General features: G+C 60.7%; 19 protein-coding genes. 7 read left to right on the plus strand and 12 right to left on the minus strand.

Features of this window, described 5'->3' with window-relative positions; translation table 11 throughout:
* Positions 1-2: 2 nt before the first annotated feature.
* From ruvA to aspS, 5 genes are all read right to left on the minus strand, one after another.
* Positions 3-617 (minus strand): Holliday junction branch migration protein RuvA, encoded by a 615-nt coding sequence (gene ruvA, locus HA46_RS04595; protein ID WP_033746510.1) that lies wholly within the window; start codon positions 615-617, stop codon positions 3-5.
* A gap of 94 nt (positions 618-711) precedes the next feature.
* On the minus strand, positions 712-1,239 hold the full coding sequence (gene ruvC / locus HA46_RS04600) for a crossover junction endodeoxyribonuclease RuvC (RefSeq protein ID WP_033746508.1): 528 nt from the start codon (positions 1,237-1,239) through the stop codon (positions 712-714).
* Between the two features lie 37 nt (positions 1,240-1,276).
* On the minus strand, positions 1,277-2,020 hold the full coding sequence (locus HA46_RS04605; RefSeq protein ID WP_033746507.1) for a YebC/PmpR family DNA-binding transcriptional regulator: 744 nt from the start codon (positions 2,018-2,020) through the stop codon (positions 1,277-1,279).
* 231 nt (positions 2,021-2,251) lie between these two features.
* Complete coding sequence (gene nudB / locus HA46_RS04610; protein WP_084882318.1) at positions 2,252-2,683, minus strand: dihydroneopterin triphosphate diphosphatase; 432 nt, start codon at positions 2,681-2,683, stop codon at positions 2,252-2,254.
* On the minus strand, positions 2,680-4,461 hold the full coding sequence (gene aspS / locus HA46_RS04615; protein WP_084882321.1) for an aspartate--tRNA ligase: 1,782 nt from the start codon (positions 4,459-4,461) through the stop codon (positions 2,680-2,682). The genes nudB and aspS overlap by 4 nt, the downstream gene beginning before the upstream one ends.
* Positions 4,462-4,670: 209 nt before the next feature.
* On the opposite strand from aspS, the gene HA46_RS04620 reads away from it, so the two are divergent.
* The 4 genes from HA46_RS04620 (at position 4,671) to cmoB (ending at position 7,684) form a co-directional block, all read left to right on the plus strand.
* Positions 4,671-5,492, plus strand: a complete 822-nt coding sequence (locus HA46_RS04620; protein ID WP_033791295.1) for a DUF72 domain-containing protein — start codon at positions 4,671-4,673, stop codon at positions 5,490-5,492.
* A 22-nt stretch (positions 5,493-5,514) separates the two neighbouring features.
* A complete protein-coding gene (locus tag HA46_RS04625) occupies positions 5,515-5,910 on the plus strand; it encodes an MAPEG family protein (RefSeq protein WP_084882323.1) in 396 nt (131 codons plus the stop codon).
* A gap of 80 nt (positions 5,911-5,990) precedes the next feature.
* Positions 5,991-6,719: a carboxy-S-adenosyl-L-methionine synthase CmoA gene (cmoA, locus tag HA46_RS04630; protein ID WP_084882326.1), complete on the plus strand. Its 729-nt coding sequence runs from the start codon at positions 5,991-5,993 to the stop codon at positions 6,717-6,719.
* Positions 6,716-7,684 carry a tRNA 5-methoxyuridine(34)/uridine 5-oxyacetic acid(34) synthase CmoB gene (cmoB, locus tag HA46_RS04635; RefSeq protein WP_084882328.1) on the plus strand — a complete coding sequence of 323 codons (969 nt, stop codon included), beginning with the start codon at positions 6,716-6,718 and terminating at the stop codon, positions 7,682-7,684. Before cmoA ends, cmoB begins: the two co-directional genes overlap by 4 nt.
* A 3-nt stretch (positions 7,685-7,687) precedes the next feature.
* Here the strand turns inward: cmoB and HA46_RS04640 are convergent, their stop codons facing one another.
* From HA46_RS04640 to cutC, 3 genes are all read right to left on the minus strand, one after another.
* On the minus strand, positions 7,688-8,314 hold the full coding sequence (locus HA46_RS04640; protein WP_084882330.1) for a LysE family translocator: 627 nt from the start codon (positions 8,312-8,314) through the stop codon (positions 7,688-7,690).
* Between the two features lie 68 nt (positions 8,315-8,382).
* A complete protein-coding gene (locus HA46_RS04645) occupies positions 8,383-9,228 on the minus strand; it encodes an aliphatic sulfonate ABC transporter substrate-binding protein (RefSeq protein ID WP_033791303.1) in 846 nt (281 codons plus the stop codon).
* 167 nt (positions 9,229-9,395) lie between these two features.
* Positions 9,396-10,148, minus strand: a complete 753-nt coding sequence (gene cutC, locus HA46_RS04650; RefSeq protein WP_033749711.1) for a copper homeostasis protein CutC — start codon at positions 10,146-10,148, stop codon at positions 9,396-9,398.
* Positions 10,149-10,233: 85 nt separating this feature from the next.
* On the opposite strand from cutC, the gene HA46_RS04655 reads away from it, so the two are divergent.
* Positions 10,234-11,379, plus strand: a complete 1,146-nt coding sequence (locus HA46_RS04655; RefSeq protein WP_084882333.1) for a MalY/PatB family protein — start codon at positions 10,234-10,236, stop codon at positions 11,377-11,379.
* A gap of 5 nt (positions 11,380-11,384) precedes the next feature.
* Here the strand turns inward: HA46_RS04655 and HA46_RS04660 are convergent, their stop codons facing one another.
* Positions 11,385-11,951 (minus strand): VOC family protein, encoded by a 567-nt coding sequence (locus HA46_RS04660; RefSeq protein WP_084882336.1) that lies wholly within the window; start codon positions 11,949-11,951, stop codon positions 11,385-11,387.
* A gap of 308 nt (positions 11,952-12,259) precedes the next feature.
* Here HA46_RS04660 and HA46_RS21420 point away from each other — a divergent pair, with 308 nt between their 5' ends.
* Positions 12,260-12,382 carry a hypothetical protein gene (locus HA46_RS21420; protein WP_255351572.1) on the plus strand — a complete coding sequence of 41 codons (123 nt, stop codon included), beginning with the start codon at positions 12,260-12,262 and terminating at the stop codon, positions 12,380-12,382.
* 199 nt (positions 12,383-12,581) lie between these two features.
* On the plus strand, positions 12,582-14,312 hold the full coding sequence (argS, locus tag HA46_RS04665) for an arginine--tRNA ligase (RefSeq protein ID WP_033791307.1): 1,731 nt from the start codon (positions 12,582-12,584) through the stop codon (positions 14,310-14,312).
* Positions 14,313-14,445: 133 nt separating this feature from the next.
* Here argS and flhE read toward each other — a convergent pair whose 3' ends face one another.
* From flhE to flhB, 3 genes are read right to left on the minus strand one after another with little or no spacing between them, the layout of a single operon-like run.
* A complete protein-coding gene (gene flhE / locus HA46_RS04670; RefSeq protein WP_033791308.1) occupies positions 14,446-14,850 on the minus strand; it encodes a flagellar protein FlhE in 405 nt (134 codons plus the stop codon).
* On the minus strand, positions 14,850-16,943 hold the full coding sequence (gene flhA / locus HA46_RS04675; protein ID WP_084882338.1) for a flagellar biosynthesis protein FlhA: 2,094 nt from the start codon (positions 16,941-16,943) through the stop codon (positions 14,850-14,852). Before flhA ends, flhE begins: the two co-directional genes overlap by 1 nt.
* Positions 16,936-18,087: a flagellar biosynthesis protein FlhB gene (gene flhB / locus HA46_RS04680; protein ID WP_084882340.1), complete on the minus strand. Its 1,152-nt coding sequence runs from the start codon at positions 18,085-18,087 to the stop codon at positions 16,936-16,938. Before flhB ends, flhA begins: the two co-directional genes overlap by 8 nt.
* Positions 18,088-18,243 lie beyond the last annotated feature (156 nt).

An 18,243-nucleotide genomic window follows, 5' to 3' on the forward strand; every position in this document is an offset into this window, starting at 1 on the left:
CCTCAAATGGCGGCGCGCAGAGCTTCTCGGATCAGGGTTTCGCAGTCTGCGTCAGGCTTGCCAACCTTGCTTATCATACGGCTGGCTTCCTGCGGTTTATAACCCAGCGATACCAGCGCCGCAACCGCTTCGGCCTCGGCGTCGTTGCTTTCCGGCTCGGCGTGCGGCGCAGTGAGCGTAAAGGCGGATTCGCCGGAGAAGAGGTCGCCATGCAAGCCTTTGAAGCGATCTTTCATCTCCACCACCAGACGCTCGGCCGTTTTCTTGCCGACGCCCGGCAGTTTAATCAGCGCGGCGATCTCCTCTTTCTCCACCGCCGTCACGAACTGCTGCGCCGACATGCCGGAAAGGATCGCCAGCGCCAGCTTAGGTCCGACGCCGTTGGTTTTAATCAGCTCGCGGAACAGCGCGCGCTCTTGTTTGTTGTTGAAGCCGAACAGCAGCTGCGCATCTTCGCGCACCACGAAGTGGGTAAAGATCACCGCTTCGTGGTTCAGTTCAGGCAGCTCATAAAAACAGGTCATTGGCATATGCACTTCATAACCCACGCCGTGCGCTTCAATCAGCACCAGCGGCGGCTGCTTTTCCAGAATATTGCCCCGTAAACGACCTATCACCTGAACGCTTCCTTAATAAACGAATGTGGCGGGATTTATAACATAAAAAAGGCTGGATGAATATCCAGCCTGATACGGAGCGCTGCCCGGACCGCTAGCCTGAACGCAAACGTCCGCGCGTCAGCAGCAGTTTGCTGTCGCTGATGCGCGTCGCGTTCTGACTGACGTGGCAGTGCGTAATGGCGATCGCCAGCGCGTCGGCGGCGTCCGCCTGCGGGTTGGCGGGCAGCTTAAGCAGCGTGCGCACCATATGCTGCACCTGACTCTTCTCCGCGCCGCCGGTGCCGGTGACGGTCTGCTTCACCTGACGGGCAGCGTACTCAAAGACCGGCAGGTCAAGGTTGACGGCTGCGACGATCGCCGCGCCGCGCGCCTGCCCTAGCTTAAGCGCCGAATCAGCGTTCTTCGCCATAAAGACCTGTTCGATGGCGAAGTAGTCCGGCGAAAACTGGGTAATGATTTCAGTCACGCCCGCATAGATCAGCTTCAGCCGCGCCGGCAGCTCGGTGGTATTGGTGCGGATGCAGCCGCTGCCCAGATAGCTGAGCTGGCGGCCGGTTTGACGGATCACACCGTAGCCGGTAATGCGCGAGCCGGGATCGATGCCCAGAATTATCGCCATGCCGACGCTCCGGTGTGCGAGCTATAGAGGAACGCCATTACAGCGTTTCCGCGACCTCATCGGAGATCTCGCCGTTATGGTAGACTTCCTGCACATCGTCGCAATCTTCCAGCATGTCGATCAGGCGCAGCAGCTTCGGCGCCGTTTCAGCATCAAGTTCCGCTTTGGTCGACGGGATCATCGAGACTTCGGCGGTGTCCGCTTTCAGGCCGGTGGCTTCCAGCGCGTCGCGCACTGCGCCCAGCTCTTCCCATGCGGTAAAGACGTCGATCGCGCCGTCGTCGTAGCTCACCACATCTTCCGCGCCCGCTTCCAGAGCCGCTTCCATCACGCTGTCTTCATCCTGGCCCGGCGCGAAGGAGATCACGCCCTTCTTGCTGAACAGGTAAGAAACGGAGCCGTCGGTGCCGAGGTTGCCGCCGGTTTTGGTGAAGGCGTGGCGCACTTCGCCTACGGTGCGGTTGCGGTTGTCGCTCAGGCACTCCACCATCACGGCAGAGCCGCCAGGGCCGTAGCCTTCATAGATGATGGTTTCCATATTGGAATCATCTTCGCCGCCCACGCCGCGCGCGATAGCGCGGTTCATGGTGTCGCGCGTCATGTTGTTGGACAGCGCTTTGTCCATTGCGGCGCGCAGACGCGGGTTGGACGCGGCGTCGCCGCCGCCCAGCTTCGCGGCGGTGACCAGTTCACGAATAATTTTGGTGAAGATTTTACCGCGCTTGGCGTCCTGCGCCGCCTTGCGGTGCTTGGTATTCGCCCATTTACTATGACCAGCCATCTTGCATATTCTCCGATCTTTGACATCGCACGGGCTATCTTGCTGGCGATCTCGCCTTCCGGCAGTGCTCGCAATCCTCACGTACAAGCGTACGCTCCGGTTGCTGCGCGCTGGCGGCAGTCGACCTCGCTGCGCCGATAACGCCCGACGCTTTAAGTTTTGCGGTGCGGTTCTGTGGGAGCCGCACCCATTTTCTTCAATTCAGACTGCCACCAAAACGACGGCGAGCAGCTAAATAAATTCTTCAATCGCCTGGCGATTGCTCCAGGACTTAGTCAACGCTGCGGCGGCGGCGGGATCGAGCCAGCGCGCGGCGAGATGCTCGCTGAGCGTCGGCTGCCGCTCGGCGGGCAGCGCCAGCCGGAACCAGTGTTCTCGGTTGTGCGTCACGCCGGGCGCGTAGCGATGGCGATAGTGCGGAAAGATTTCGAATTCGATCTCTTTGCCGCAGTCCTCCAGCGCCAGCTTCTCGCCCGCGACGTCGATGGCCAGTTCTTCCAGCACTTCGCGCCGCGCCGCCTGAAGCGGGGTTTCGCCCGCTTCCAGGCTGCCGGTGACCGACTGCCAGAAATCGCTGTCGTCGCATCGCTGCAGCATCAACACCCGGCCGGTATCCTGCGCAAAAATCACTACCAGCACCGATACCGGATGTTTATACATTATTTATTCTCTGACTTTTCTTTCTTGGGCGCGATCTGAATGCCGAGATCCGCCAGCGCCGCCGGGTTGGCTTCGCTTGGCGCTTCGGTCATCAGACAGGCCGCCGCGGTGGTTTTCGGGAAGGCGATAACGTCGCGGATATTCTCGGTGCCGGTCAGCAGCATGGTGAGACGATCCAGACCGAAGGCCAGGCCCGCGTGCGGCGGCGTACCATATTTCAGCGCGTCGAGCAGGAAGCCGAATTTCTCACGCTGCTCGTGCTCGTCAATGCCCAGAATAGTGAATACCGCCTGCTGCATTTTACCGCTGTGAATACGCACGGAGCCGCCGCCCACTTCATAGCCGTTGATCACCATATCGTAGGCGTTCGCCACCGCGCTCAGCGGATCGGCCGCCAGCTCTTCCGCCGACATCTCTTTCGGCGCGGTAAACGGATGGTGCATCGCCGCCAGACCGCCTTCGTCGTCCTCTTCAAACATCGGGAAGTCGATCACCCACAGCGGCGCCCAGGCGCTTTCGTTAGTGATCTGCAGATCGCGGCCCACTTTCAGGCGCAGCGCGCCCAGCGCGTCCGCCACCACTTTGGCGCGATCGGCGCCGAAGAAGATCAGGTCGCCGTCGGCAGCGTTAGTACGGCTGAGAATCGCTTCGACAATCTCTTCGTTAAGGAATTTCGCTACCGGGCTCTGTACGCCGCTGAAGCCGTCGGCGCGCGCGTTGACTTTCATCCACGCCAGACCTTTCGCGCCATAAATCTCGACGAACTTGCCGTATTCGTCAATCTGCTTGCGGCTCAACTGTGCGCCGCCCGGCACGCGCAGCGCGGCGACGCGGCCTTTGGCGTCGTTGGCCGGACCGGCGAACACCTGGAACTCGACGTTTTTCAGCAGATCGGCGACGTCCACCAGTTCCATCGGGTTACGCAGGTCGGGCTTGTCGGAGCCATAGCGGCGCATCGCTTCGGCAAAGGTCATCTGCGGGAACTCGCCGAGATCGACGCCCTTCACTTCCTGCCACAGCTGGCGAATCATACGCTCGTTAATCTCGCGCACCTGCGGCGCGGTCAGGAACGACGTTTCGATATCGATCTGGGTAAACTCCGGCTGGCGGTCGGCGCGCAGATCTTCATCGCGGAAACACTTCACGATCTGATAGTAGCGATCGAAGCCGGACATCATCAGCAGCTGTTTGAACAGCTGGGGCGACTGCGGCAGCGCATAGAACTTGCCTTTGTGCACGCGGCTCGGCACCAGATAGTCGCGCGCGCCTTCCGGCGTCGCCTTGGTCAGCATCGGCGTTTCGATATCGAGGAAGCCTTCGCCGTCCATAAAGCGGCGCACGAAGCTGGAGATTTTCGCGCGGGTCTTCAGGCGCTGCGCCATTTCAGGACGGCGCAGGTCGAGATAGCGGTACTTCAGACGCGCTTCCTCGCTGTTGACCTGGTTGGAGTCGAGCGGCAGCGGCTCGGCGCGGTTGATAATGGTCAGCGCCTGCGCGAACACTTCGACTTCGCCCGTGGCCATCTCGGCGTTTTTGTTCTTCTCGTCGCGCGCGCGAACGGTGCCGGTAATCTGGATGCAGAATTCGTTGCGCAGCTCAGACGCCAGCTGGAAAGCCTCCTGACGATCGGGATCGAAGAAGACCTGCACGATGCCTTCGCGGTCGCGCATGTCGATAAAAATCAGGCTCCCCAGATCGCGACGGCGGTTGACCCAGCCGCAAAGAGTGACTTGCTGACCTACATGAGACAGATTGAGCTGTCCGCAATATTCTGTACGCATAACGTATCCTTTTAACTTCGCCGCTGCTGCCTGCAGCATCAGGCCGCGTAACCTTTTGAGATGCTGCCGCAAAAAAGGCGGCCATTATAATGGAAAAAGGCAGGCAGGATAAGTAGAGCCGCGCCAAACCGCGCATTTCATCGCCGGTTTTTCCTCCCCAGGACAACCAGGCTAGTCTATAGGGCAAAACCAGCAGGAAAGGAGAGGCCGTGACGCTTCGTATTGGGCTGCCGCAGTGGCAGCATTCGCACTGGAAACGCTGGGGCATTGAAAGTCTGGCTGATTATGCGCGTCTGTTCCACTGCGTTGAGGGCAACACCACGCTTTATGCGCTACCCGCGCCCGACACCGTTCAGCGCTGGCGCGATATGACACATGACGACTTTCGCTTTTGCTTCAAGTTTCCGCAGACCATCAGTCATCAGGCGCAGCTGCAGCACACCGACGATCTGCTGAGCGATTTTCTGCGGCTGCTCGATCCGCTGGCCGACCGTATCGGACAGTACTGGCTGCAGCTGCCCGCGACTTTTGCGCCTGCGCAGCTCGCCGATCTGTGGCGCTTTCTCGACGGGCTGCCGCGCCGCTTCAGCTATGGCGTCGAAGTGCGCCACGCCGCCTTTTTCGCCAAGGGCGAGGCGGAGCGCGCCCTGAACCAGGGCCTGCAGGCGCGCGGCGTCAACCGGGTGATTTTAGACAGCCGTCCGACGCACGCCTCGACCTCGCAAAGTCCCGCCGCCCTGCACGCGCGCCAGCAAAAGCCGCGCGTGCCGCCTCACGCCGTGCGCACCGGCGAGCGGCCCATGGTGCGCTTTATCGGCAGCGACGACGTAGACGAGAGCGATCGATTTTTTCAGGTCTGGCGCGAAAAACTGGCACAATGGCAGACGGAGAGCGACCCGCTGTTTTTTATTCATACGCCCGATATGGGCGAGGTGTTTCCGCTGGTGCAGCGTTTATGGCCGCAGCTGCAGGCGATCGACGCCGGTATCGGCAGCGGCCCCGCCTGGCCGCAGCAGGCGTCGCTGTTCTGAGGTCTGATGAAAGAGGATAAGCATGGTAAGCGCGTTATATGTGGTACTGGGCGTGTTGATGGTGATGAAGTTCGCGCTGGACGTGGTGCGCTACCGCCGCCACTACCGCGTCGCCTTCGGCGACGGCGGTTTTCACGATCTGCGCGTGGCGATACGCATTCACGGCAACGCGTTCGAAACCATTCCGCTAGCGCTGTTGCTGCTGGTGATGATGGAGATGAACGGCGCCGATATGTGGATGATGCATCTGACCGCCCTGCTTTTTTTCGCCGGCCGGGTGCTGCATGCGCAGGGGATGCGGCGCAGCGCGCTCGCCGGGCGCAAATACGGCATGGTGCTGACGCTGTTCTCCCTGTGCGGCATGGCGGTATTCAACCTTATCTATCTGCCCTGGGAGCTGGTGCTGACGCTGCATTGAGCGGCCGCGGGGGTAAAGGGTGCAGCCCGCCGCACTTTCTGCCAGAATAGCGCCCTTTCCGTTGTCTTTCCGGATTTATTATGTCTGACCGCGATACGCTATTTTCCGCGCCCATCGACAAGCTGGGCGACTGGACCTTTGACGAGCGCGTGGCTGAAGTCTTCCCCGATATGATTCAGCGCTCCGTGCCCGGCTACTCAAATATCATCTCCATGATCGGCATGCTGGCCGAGCGCTTCGTCACGCCCGACAGCCAGGTTTACGATCTGGGCTGCTCCCTTGGCGCCGCCACGCTCTCGGTTCGCCGCAATATCAAGGCGCCCGGCTGCGCGATTATTGCCGTGGATAATTCACCGGCAATGGTCGAACGCTGCCGCCGCCATATCGACGCCTTCCGCGCCGAGACCCCGGTGAACGTCATTGAAGCCGATATACGCGATATCGCCATTGAAAACGCCTCGATGGTGGTGCTGAACTTCACGCTGCAGTTTCTCGATCCCCCTGCGCGGCTGCAGCTGCTGGAGAAGATCTGGCGAGGGCTGAAGCCCGGCGGCGCGCTGGTGCTGTCGGAAAAGTTCAGCTTCGAGGACGCCGAGGTCGGCGAACTGCTGTTCAATATGCACCACGACTTCAAACGCGCTAACGGCTACAGCGAGCTGGAGATCAGCCAGAAACGCAGCATGCTGGAGAATGTGATGCTGACCGACAGCGTTGAGACGCACAAGGCGCGCCTGAAACAGGCGGGCTTTTCTCACGCGGAACTCTGGTTCCAGTGCTTTAACTTTGGTTCGCTGGTGGCGTTGAAATGATTGAGTTTGGCCGTTTTTATCAGCAAATCGCCACCGGTCCGCTCGCCAGCTGGCTGGAGGTGCTGCCGGCGCAGATCGCCGCCTGGCAGAAAGAGAATCTGCATGGCCTGTTTCGCAACTGGGAAAAGTCGGTTGAGCATCTGCCGCTGCTGCAGCCGCAGCAGCTCGACCTGCTGCACAGCGTCAGCGCAGAGCGCGACGATCTCAGCGAGCGTCAGCGTCAGGGCATCGAGAAACTACTGCGCAATCTGATGCCCTGGCGTAAAGGCCCCTACTCGCTCTACGGCACCGATATCGATACCGAATGGCGTTCCGACTGGAAGTGGCAGCGCGTCGCGCCGCATATCTCCTCGCTGGCCGGTCGAACCGTGCTGGACGTGGGCTGCGGCAGCGGCTATCACATGTGGCGCATGGTCGGCGCCGGCGCGCAGCTGGTGGTCGGCATCGATCCCATGCAGCTCTTTCTCTGCCAGTTCGAAGCGGTGCGCAAGCTGCTGGGTGATGACCGACGCGCCCATCTGCTGCCGCTCGGCATCGAACAGCTGCCGACGCTACAGGCGTTCGACACCGTTTTCTCTATGGGCGTGCTTTACCATCGCCGTTCGCCGCTCGATCATCTGCTGCAGCTGAAAAACCAGCTGGTGAGCGGCGGCGAACTGGTGCTGGAAACGCTGGTCATCGAGGGAGATGAACGGGATGTGCTGGTGCCGGGCGAGCGCTACGCGCAGATGCGCAACGTCTATTTTATCCCTTCGGCCGCGGCGCTGAAAAGCTGGCTGGAGAAGTGCGGCTTCGTCGACGTGAAAATTGTCGACTATGCGGTGACCTCTACCGACGAGCAGCGCCGCACCAGCTGGATGACCAGCGAATCGCTGGCCGAGTTTCTCGACCCGCAAGACGCCAGCAAAACGGTGGAAGGCTACCCGGCACCGCTGCGCGCGGTGCTGGTGGCCACCAAACCCTGACGCCTAGCGGCGCGAGAGCGCCAGCTTCGCCGCGAAGCCGATAAACACCATGCCCGTCAGGCGGTCCATCACCTTGAGCACCGCCGGACGGCGCAGGTGCGCGGCGAAATAGTGGCTGCCGCCAATCAGGACGGCGTTCCAGAACAGCCCAATCGCAATATGTATCAGCGCCAGCAGGCTACACCAGAGCGGCACCGACGCCCCCGCCGGAATAAACTGCGGCAGAAAAGTGACGTAAAACACGCCCATTTTGGGATTGAGCAGGTTGCCGAACAGGCCGCGGTTAAAACAGCTCAGATAGCTTTGCGGCGCGATTTCCGCAGCCGATTCATGCAGTGGCTGCGTGCGCGGGCTGAGCAGTAGCCTGACGCCAAGATAGAGCAAATAGGCCGCGCCGACCCACTTCAACAGGTTATAGGCCATTTCCGACGCCATCAGCAGCGCGCCCAGACCAAATCCCACCGCGACGCCCCATACCAGACACCCGAGATTGATGCCCAGCGCCGTCGCGCTGCCGCGTCGCCAGCCCTGCGCGGCGGCGGTGCGCAGCACCAGCGCGGTATCAAAACCGGGCGTCAGCGTCAAAATAGTAATAGCGAATAAAAACGAAAACAGCAGCGTGACGGTCATAACTCTCTCCCTAAAATGGCGCCGCTCACTTTAACAAACTTTTAACGCGGACGCGCTATTTCTGCGCGCTACTCCGTCTCTGCAGGCCGATCCCAGTACTGATATTTATAGGCGGCGCTGAGATGGCGCTCAATAGTGCCTTTATCGAATACTTCGGTTTCGTGCAGATAGCTTAACGTGCAGTTGCCGACCTCGTCCCAGAGCTGGCACTCGTCGACCGAACGCAGCGAACTGACCGGCGTGGTCGCGGTGCCGTGCAGCTGCCATTCGCGAAAATCTTTATCGTAGGTATAGAGATCTTTGCTGCGCGCCGTGATGGCGCTGACCACCTGCCCTTGCGGATTCCAGCGCCAGCTGCTTTCGCCGTTGGTCAGGGCATCGGTGCCGCGCGAGACGCTTTTCGTCAGCCGCAGCTGCGCGTCGTAACGGTAGGTGGTGTCGGTAAAGCCGCTTTTGCCCATGCTGGTGAATTTATCGGAAGCGGTGACGATATTGCCGTGCTGGCCGGTGAGCCAGCTAATGGTGCCCTGACGATTATCGACCACCTGCTCTTTGCCCTCTTTCAGCACCTTCACCAGGTAAGCATACTCCGCTACCCAGCCGCCCTGCACGCGCGCAATATGCTGCTCCATGCTCAGCACGACGTTGTGCTCTTTTTTATCGAAGGTGACGTCAGCCACCTGCAGGATGCCGCAGGGATCGAACTGCCCAAGCACGCGCTTTTGCGAATCGACATCTTTGCCGAACTCGCCGGCAATCACCTGTCGCACTGCGCCTTTTGCGCTGCCGCCCAGCATAATCCAGCTGTTGCTGCTGGCCACGGCTTTACTGTGCGGAGCGCAGGCGGCGGCCCACAGCGCGGGAGAGGCGAACAGCGAACCCAGCGCAAGCGCCGCAGTCAGAGAGCGTTTCATGGTGTAACCCCCAGAGATCTCAATAACCTGAGTGTAACCCTATTGGCGGCATCTGGCGCGGCCGGGTAAAATCCTGCGGATAAAAAGAACCCCAGCAAGATAACTGGGGTTTGGTACTTGCAAACATCACGTCATAAGGCGTGCTGCGCGGCAAAATCTGTGGTGATTCAGGCTACCCTGACGGTATTAAGCTGCATCACGCTTTTCATGGCTTCCACCACATCGCTATCCACGCAGTAACGGCTGAACTCATCCATTTCGGCTTCGGAACACATGGAGACACCGGCTTTACGATAACGCATCGGTGAGGTCACGAGGCGGCTGGCGGAGCTGTGAACCTCGCTAAGTCCGCTGTCCAGGAACTTTTGCAGGTTGCTCAGGCGTACGCCAGCACCAGCCATAATGATTGGACCTTCGCTCTGTTCATTAAGTTCCCTTAATAATGCAATTCCGTTTTCCGCACTCTGCTGCTGGCCGGATGTCAGGATACGCGCCACGCCCAGCGCGGTTAACTCGTCCAGCGCGCGGTTGGGACTGTGGCAAAGATCGAAGGCGCGATGAAAGGTCACCTGCATGCCGTCGCACAGCGCCATAATCTGCCGCATACGCGAGCGGTCGATATGCGCCTCCTCATCCAGCATGCCGATTACCAGGCCGGGAAAACCCATTTCGCGAATTTTCGCCACATCGGACTTCATAATCTCGAATTCGCGCGCGGTGTAGCAGAAGTCGCCGCCCCGCGGCCGGACGATAGGATGAACCGGAATCGATATTTCACGGCGTGCTGCTTCCAGCGAGCCGGACGACGGGGTCAGGCCGCCTTCACGCGGTCCGGCGCACAGCTCAACGCGGTCGGCGCCGGCCTGCTGCGCCGTCATAGCGCAATCCACGCCGTAGCAGCAAATTTCCAGTGTGGTCATCTATTCCTCCTTTACATGACGTCTGGCTCGACACAGTGCGATAAGTTAGTCTGACTACCCAATGAGTTTACGTGGAAACCAGCGCATGGCATTCAATTTTGACCAACGGATAGACCGTCGTCACACCGATAGCCTCAAATGGAACAAATATAGTGACCGCGACGTCCTTCCTTTGTGGGTCGCGGACACCGATTTTCGCTCGCCCGATTGCGTGATCGACGCGATAAAAACCCGCGCCGAGCATGGCGTTTTTGGTTACGGCGACCGCCCGACAGGATTGATTGACGCCGCCATCGCGCGCTTCGAACAGCGCTACCAGTGGAAAGTAGAGCCAGAGTGGATCGTCGTGCTGCCCGGCGTGGTGAGCGGACTCAATCTGGCGGTGCGCGCGCTCACCGCGCCCGACGAGCGCTCAGTCTCTCCTTTACCCATCTATCCCCCTTTCCGCGGCGCGGCGAAGCTGGCGGCGCGCGAGCAGATTACCCTGCCGTTGAGGCTCCAGTCGGGACGCTGGGTAGTCGACCTGAACGAGGCCGCGGCTCTGCTTAGCGGCAAAGAGAAGCTGTTGATGCTCTGCAACCCGCAAAATCCTGGCGGCACCGTCTATCGCCGCGACGAGCTGGAAGCGCAGCTGGCCTTTGCCCGCCAGCACGATTTGATCGTCTGTTCCGATGAGATCCACTGCGATCTGCTGCTCGAGCCTGGCGTTCGGCATATTCCCTTTGCCAGCCTGAGCGAAGATGCCGCCCAGCGCAGCGTCACCCTGATTTCGCCGTCCAAAACTTTCAACATCGCCGGACTCGGCGCGTCGCTGGCGATTATCCCCAACGCGGAGCTGCGGGCGCGCTTTAAGCAGGCGCGCTACGGTATCGTGCCTGAGGTCGATATTCTGGCGCTGGTCGCCGCCGAAGCGGCCTGGCGCGGCGGCGACGCGTGGCTGGAAGGGCTGCTCGCCTATCTGCGCGCCGGCCGCGATCGTCTGCACGCCGCCGTTAACGCGCTGCCGGGCCTGTCGATGGCCAGTCCGGAAGCGACTTACCTGGGCTGGATAGACTGCAGCGGGCTGGATGTCGCCAGCCCGGCACGCTATTTTGAAAATCGTGGATTAGGCTTTTCGCCCGGACGCGATTTCGGCGACGATCGCTTCGTGCGCTTTAATTTCGGCTGCACCCACGCCACGCTGGAAGAGGCGCTCGACCGGCTGCGCGCCGCCGTCGCCGCACGCGCTTAGCGCGCTTAGCCCGCCTCGCTGGCGACGATCTCCTCCAGTCGCCACGGATGAAATTTTATCGTGGTCTGCCCGTCGGTCACTGCCAGCGTCGGATTGGGCAGCCGCTCGTTTGCGCCCTGCGGCGAGCTGGTTTTGAATGAAATGCCCGGCTGCGCCAGCGCGTCGTCGCTGAGCAGCGCCATGGCGCGCACGCCCAGCGTCTGATGATCGCCGCGCAGCACGATTTCCACATGCTCGAAACCCTCATGGCGGTAGCGCTTTTCTCCTGGCCAGGGAAGTTCGATAACGTCCAGCTCCCAGCCGTTGAGCCGCAGAGGCTGATGCAGCTTAAACAGACAGATGGGACGCCCGTTGATGATCGCTTCGGAGAACAGCGTGCCGATTTCCGTCAGTCCCCGCTTCCAGCGCTCTGCCGTGCTGTTCTGATGACAGCGCACCGCGATATGGTCCGCCTCAAGCGCCGCTAAGTTTAATCCGAGGCGATCGGCGAATTGTTGCAACGACGCGCTGAAGCGCGTCAGATCGCTCTCTAAGTCCTCTAATTCAGAGGGAAATATCGGGTCAGAAGTCATAAAACATCTCAGTTAGTTTAAGCTTTTTAATAGATGGAAAGCCCCGCCAGCACTGCTTGAGGCGCGATAAAATGTTAGGAATCATCCGATTTGGCCGCAATTTTGCCGCAAAACCACGTAAATTACCCTTTTAATTCGGATTTATCCCCTCTTCAGGTCCAGCAGTTGCTGGATGAAAGTTAGTTAAAATCATGAAAAATATGGCATTCATTTATACAATAAGATAACTCTTATTTGGCGGCCAAACAATTGCAGCCAAACCGCCTTTCTTATAAATTTGACCTAACACAACTACAAGGAATGGCTCTATGTTCATGCTCATTGTTGTCGCAGTCCTGATCGCACTGATGGGATTTGCAATTTCCCGCCACTGGAAGGTGCGTGAAGACAAAAGCGTCAAAAATCCTCGTCGCCCTCTTCGCCGTCGCTGATCGCTCTATTTCGGGAAACCGGCCTGACGCCGTTTCCCTGCACGCTCTCTTGCGCGGCGGCTGCTGACGCAACGTGACATTTCACGTATACTTCCCCTCTTCTTTTTTCCATTCTGCGCGGCCTGAGGGCGCGTCGGCAGAGTGAGGACAACGGCTCTCTGCGCGGCAGACGAGCCTTTTAGCACATGAAGGTAATGCGGTGAATATTCAGGCTCTTCTTTCCGAAAAAGTCAGTCAGGCGATGATTTTAGCCGGTGCGCCGGCCGACTGCGAACCCCAGGTTCGCCAGTCCGCCAAGGTTCAGTTTGGGGATTATCAGGCGAACGGCATTATGGCCGTCGCGAAAAAACTGGGTCAGGCGCCGCGACAGCTGGCTGAAAGCGTGATTACGCATCTTGACCTGAAAGGTATCGCCAGCAAAGTGGAGATCGCCGGGCCAGGCTTCATCAATATCTTTCTCGATCGTGACTGGCTGGCCGCGCAGGCGAAGCAGGCGCTGACGCAGCCGCGTCTGGGCGTCGCCGCCGTTGAGCCGCAAACCATCGTCGTCGACTACTCCGCGCCGAACGTGGCGAAAGAGATGCATGTCGGCCACGTCCGCTCCACCATTATCGGCGATGCCGCAGTGCGTACCCTGTCGTTTCTGGGTCATAACGTGATCCGCGCCAACCATGTGGGCGACTGGGGCACGCAGTTCGGCATGCTGATCGCCTATCTTGAAAAGCAACAGAACGAGCATCATGAAGCGATCGCGCTCGCCGACCTCGAAGCGTTCTACCGCGAAGCGAAACGCACCTACGACGAAGACGAAGCCTTCGCCGAGCGCGCGCGCGCCTATGTGGTCAAGCTGCAGGGCGGCGACGAATATTGCCGTGCCATGTGGAAGAAGCTGGTCGATATCACCATGGGCCAGAATCAGCTGATTTATGACCGCCTCAACGTGACCCTGACGCGCAAAGATGTGATGGGCGAAAGCCTCTATAACGATATGCTGCCGGGCATCGTCGAAGATTTGCGCGCCAAAGGGCTGGCGGTGACCAGCGAAGGCGCGACCGTCGTCTTCCTCGACGAGTTCAAAAATAAAGAAGGCGAACCGATGGGGGTCATCATTCAGAAGAAAGATGGCGGCTACCTCTACACCACCACCGATATCGCCTGCGCCAAATATCGTTATGAGACGCTGAAGGCCGATCGCGTGCTCTACTACATCGATTCGCGCCAGCATCAGCATCTGCAGCAGGCGTGGACTATCGTGCGCAAAGCGGGCTATGTGCCGGAATCCGTTCCGCTGGAGCATCACGCTTTCGGCATGATGCTGGGCAAAGACGGCCGTCCATTCAAAACCCGCAGCGGCGGCACCATCAAGCTCGCCGATCTGCTGGAAGAGGCGCACGATCGCGCGCTGGCGCTGGTGCGGGAGAAGAACCCGGAGATGAGCGAAGCGGAGCTGCAGCAGCTGGCGGAAGTCGTCGGCATCGGCGCGGTGAAGTATGCCGATCTGTCGAAGAGCCGCACCACCGATTACATTTTCGACTGGGACAATATGCTGGCGTTCGAGGGTAATACGGCGCCCTACATGCAGTACGCTTACACCCGCGTGCTCTCCGTGTTCCGTAAAGCGGGCGTCGACGTCGACAGCATCGACGCGCCGCTGGCGATTACTGAGGATCGCGAAGCGCAGCTGGCGACGCGCCTGCTGCAGTTCGAAGAGACCATTACCCAGGTGGCGCGCGACGGCACGCCGCACGTGATGTGCGCCTATCTCTACGATCTGGCGGGTCTCTTCTCCAGCTTCTATGAGCACTGCCCGATCCTCAGCGCAGAGGACGAGGCGACGCGCCAGAGCCGCCTGCAGCTGGCCGCGCTGACGGCGAAGACGCTCAAGCAGGGGCTGGATACCCTCGGCATCAAAACCGTCGAGCGTATGTAATAAACGGCTAGCGGACGTGACGAGTGGATAGCGCGGGCCGAGCGCGCAGGGATGCCCTGAGCGACTTTGCGATCGGATCACGCTATCCGCGTTTGCACCTTAGCCACAAAAAACCCCGCCGCGGCGGGGTTTTTTAATTCTGGTAATTCACCATCACTTCGCTGCTCAGCACCTGCAAACCCGGCGGTAGCGCTCCCCTGCCCGCCACGCCGAACACCATATAGAGCGTTTCGCTGGCATCCAGCGAGGCCAGCTCGCGCGTCGCGCCGCTGCCGCCCTCCAGCGAAGCGCAGCGCTGCGCGCCGCAGAGCTTCACCTGCAATCCCGACGGCGCCGCCCCGGTGAGCTGATAGCGCCAGTTAATCAGATTCACCGTGCCGGAAACGCCCGGCGGCGCATGCAGCGGCTTTGACTTCACCCAGGCGCCGCGGTTGCTCAGCGGCGGGCCGCTAACGCTGGCGTGCCACGCGCCCGACGCGGCGTAAAGCGGCAGCGCCGTCAGCGACAGCAGCGCCACTCCCCACAGTCCATAACGCATTACTTGCCTCCGATGGTCGCGGTCATACGGATATGGCGATTGTCGGTCAGCTCCATATTGGAGAGCACCACCAGCTGCGGCAAATTGCGGCGCAGGAAACGCGCCAGCAGCGCGCGCAGCGGATGGTTGACCAGCAGCACCGGCGGCGCGCCCAGCATCTCCTGACGCTGGAGCGCGGCCTGCGCCTGCTCCAGCAGTCGGTCGGCCAGGCCCGGCTCCAGCCCGCCGCCGCCCTGCAGCGCCTGCAGCAGCAGACGCTCCAGCGTGGTATCGAGGCCGATCACCTGCACTTCGTCATTTCCTGGGAACCACTGCTGGGTAATGGCGCGGCCCAGCGCCACGCGCACCACGCTGGTCAGCTCCTGCGGATCGTTCTGCACCGGCGCGTGCTCCGCCAGCGTTTCAATAATGGTGCGCATATCGCGAATCGAGACGCGCTCGGTAAGCAGGTTTTGCAGCACCTTGTGCAGCGTTGTCAGGGTGATAACGCCCGGCACCAGATCTTCTGTCAGCTTCGGCATCTCCTGAGTAACGCGATCGAGCAGCTGCTGCGCCTCCTGACGACCAAACAGCTCGCTGGCGTGCTGGCCAATCAGATGGTTCAGATGCGTCGCCACCACGGTGCTCGCTTCCACCACGGTAAAGCCCTGAATCTGCGCCTGCTCTTTCAGCGCGCTGTCGATCCAGATGGCCGCCAGGCCGAACGCCGGATCGATCGTCGCCTCGCCCGGCAGCGTGCCCGCCGCCGTGCCTGGGTTAATCGCCATCCAGCGCCCAGGATAGGCATCGCCGCTGCCGATCTCGACCCCTTTCATCAGAATACGGTAGCGCGCAGGCGGCAGCTCCATGTTGTCGCGGATATGCACCACCGGCGGCAGAAAGCCGACATCCTGCGCCACCTTTTTACGGATGCTGCGGATACGGCCCAGCAGCTCGCCGTTTTGCGTGCTGTCCACCATCGGGATCAGGCGATAGCCGACCTCCATGCCCAGCGTGTCCTCCAGCTGCACGTCGGTCCACGAGGCTTCGGTACTGGCGGGCGTATCGGCCGCTTTCATCACGGCGCTGCTGGCGGCTTCCGGGTTCTTCTTCGCCTCCATCTCGCGGCCGCGCATCCACCAGGCCAGACCGAGCAGCGCGCCGGTAAACAGCAGAAACACGAAGTTCGGCATGCCGGGCACCATGCCAAGCAGGCCGAGCACGCCGGCGCTGAGCAGCATGACGCGCGGGTTATTGAACAGCTGCCCCACCATCTGCTCGCCGACATCCTGATCGGTGCCGACGCGGGTGACGATCACGCCCGCCGCGGTCGAGATCACCAGCGCCGGGATCTGCGCCACCAGGCCGTCGCCGATGGTCAGCAGCGTATAGGTCTCGGCGGCGTGGCCAATGTCCATGCCGTGCTGCACCACGCCGACCAGCAGTCCGCCGATCACGTTAATCACCATAATGAGAATGCCGGCGATGGCGTCGCCGCGCACGAACTTACTGGCGCCGTCCATCGAGCCGTAGAAGTCCGCTTCCTGCGTCACTTCGCTACGGCGCGTTTTCGCCTCCTGTTCGCCGATCAGGCCGGCGTTCAGGTCGGCGTCGATCGCCATCTGTTTGCCCGGCATGCCGTCAAGCACGAAGCGCGCGCCCACTTCCGCGATACGCCCTGCGCCTTTGGTGATAACCATGAAGTTGATCACCACCAGGATAACGAACACCACGATGCCGATGGCGAAGTTGCCGCCGACGAGGAAGTGGCCGAACGCCTCGACCACCCGTCCCGCCGCGCCCGCGCCGGTATGCCCTTCCATCAAAATGATACGCGTCGAGGCGACGTTCAGCGCCAGGCGCAGCAGCGTCGAGAAGAGCAGAATGGTCGGGAAGGCGGCGAACTCCAGCGTACGCTGGGTGAACATCGCCACCAGCAGCACCATAATCGAGAGCGCGATGTTAAAGGTGAACAGCAGATCGAGGATGAAGGCGGGCAACGGCAGTACCATCATCGACAGGATCATCATGATCAACACGGGACCGGCAAGCACCTGCCACTGTGTATCTTTCAGGTTGTTCGGTAAACGCAGTTTTGCGGCCAGGTTAGCCATCGTTTCGCTTCTCTCCTGCAAAGTCCATCTCTGCCGGGACCGGCAGGTTTTTCGGTTTGTTTGGGATCAGGCCGCCTTCGCGCTTCCAGCGACGCAGCTGCCAGACCCAGGCCAGCACTTCCGCCACCGCCGCGTAAAGCGCGCCGGGGATCTGCTGGCCGATTTCAGTGTGCCGGTAGAGGGCGCGCGCCAGCGGCGGCGCCTCCAGCAGCGGAATGCGATGCTCTGCGGCGATTTCCCGGATCTTCAACGCCACCTCGCCTGCGCCTTTCGCCACCACTTTCGGCGCGCTCATCTTGTTCTCGTTGTACTGCAGCGCCACCGAGTAGTGCGTCGGGTTGGTCACGATCACGTCCGCTTTAGGCACATCGGCCATCATGCGGCGGCGCGCGGCGGCGCGCATCGCCTGGCGAATGCGCCCTTTGACGTGCGGGTCGCCCTCCTGCTGTTTGAATTCGTCGCGGATCTCCTGGCGCGACATGCGCAGCTTTTTGTAGTAGCTGTAGAGCTGCCAGAACACGTCGTAGCCCACCATCGGGATAAGGCCGAGGATCACCAGCGCGCAGCAGGCGGCGATCATCCCCAGCCCGTGCATCAGCGCATTGGTGGGGGACTGGCTGATCAGCCGCAGCATCTCCGGCCAGTGCGACCAGATGTACCAGCCGCCGACGCTGCCCACCAGAATCGCCTTCAGGATGCCCTTAAAGAGTTCGGTCCAGGCCTGCGCGGCGAACATACGGGCGAAGCCGGGCAGCGGATTGAGCTTTTTGAAGTCCATCTTGATCGATTTGCCGCTGATCACGATGCCGCCAAGCAGCATCGGCGCGGCGATCGCCACCAGCACCAGCCCGCCCATTAGCGGCAGCAGCGCCATGACCGCCTGGCCGATCAGGCTGCTGATATGGCCGACAATCAGCTTGCTGTCGTTCACCATGCTGTGATCGAAGCGCAGCCCGGAGGCGACCATCGCCGCCAGCTGGCGCGCCATCAGCGTGCCGCCCAGCCAGAGGATCATGAGTCCCGCCAGCAGCATCAGCACCGACGTCAGCTCGCGCGAACGCGGAATCTGCCCCTCTTCACGCGCTTTTTCAAGTCGGTGGGGTGTGGGCGATTCTGTTTTGTCCTCGTCGCTCTCTTCAGCCACGACAAACCTCTGTGGGTAGGAATTCTGAGCATAGAATGCCAAATTTGGCTTTGGTTAAAGCGCAAATAAGACGGGGAAAAGAGGCGTTCTTTGGCGGATGAGTTTGGGAATGAGGAACGGGACCGCCTGGAAGGCGGTCCCGCTTATGGCGAGTCG

The sequence above is a fragment of the Pantoea septica genome (genome assembly GCF_002095575.1).
Classification (GTDB): domain Bacteria; phylum Pseudomonadota; class Gammaproteobacteria; order Enterobacterales; family Enterobacteriaceae; genus Pantoea; species Pantoea septica.

What these genes read in the sequence shown, in the direction of transcription:
- ruvC (WP_033746508.1), bottom strand. Translation starts at nt 1,239, where the DNA reads ATGGCGATAATTCTGGGCATCGATCCCGGCTCGCGCATTACCGGCTAC.
- HA46_RS04605 (WP_033746507.1), bottom strand. Translation starts at nt 2,020, where the DNA reads ATGGCTGGTCATAGTAAATGGGCGAATACCAAGCACCGCAAGGCGGCG.
- aspS (WP_084882321.1), bottom strand. Translation starts at nt 4,461, where the DNA reads ATGCGTACAGAATATTGCGGACAGCTCAATCTGTCTCATGTAGGTCAG.
- HA46_RS04625 (WP_084882323.1), top strand. Translation starts at nt 5,515, where the DNA reads ATGGTAAGCGCGTTATATGTGGTACTGGGCGTGTTGATGGTGATGAAG.
- cmoA (WP_084882326.1), top strand. Translation starts at nt 5,991, where the DNA reads ATGTCTGACCGCGATACGCTATTTTCCGCGCCCATCGACAAGCTGGGC.
- cmoB (WP_084882328.1), top strand. Translation starts at nt 6,716, where the DNA reads ATGATTGAGTTTGGCCGTTTTTATCAGCAAATCGCCACCGGTCCGCTC.
- HA46_RS04640 (WP_084882330.1), bottom strand. Translation starts at nt 8,314, where the DNA reads ATGACCGTCACGCTGCTGTTTTCGTTTTTATTCGCTATTACTATTTTG.
- HA46_RS04645 (WP_033791303.1), bottom strand. Translation starts at nt 9,228, where the DNA reads ATGAAACGCTCTCTGACTGCGGCGCTTGCGCTGGGTTCGCTGTTCGCC.
- cutC (WP_033749711.1), bottom strand. Translation starts at nt 10,148, where the DNA reads ATGACCACACTGGAAATTTGCTGCTACGGCGTGGATTGCGCTATGACG.
- HA46_RS04655 (WP_084882333.1), top strand. Translation starts at nt 10,234, where the DNA reads ATGGCATTCAATTTTGACCAACGGATAGACCGTCGTCACACCGATAGC.
- HA46_RS04660 (WP_084882336.1), bottom strand. Translation starts at nt 11,951, where the DNA reads ATGACTTCTGACCCGATATTTCCCTCTGAATTAGAGGACTTAGAGAGC.
- HA46_RS21420 (WP_255351572.1), top strand. Translation starts at nt 12,260, where the DNA reads ATGTTCATGCTCATTGTTGTCGCAGTCCTGATCGCACTGATGGGATTT.
- flhE (WP_033791308.1), bottom strand. Translation starts at nt 14,850, where the DNA reads ATGCGTTATGGACTGTGGGGAGTGGCGCTGCTGTCGCTGACGGCGCTG.
- flhA (WP_084882338.1), bottom strand. Translation starts at nt 16,943, where the DNA reads ATGGCTAACCTGGCCGCAAAACTGCGTTTACCGAACAACCTGAAAGAT.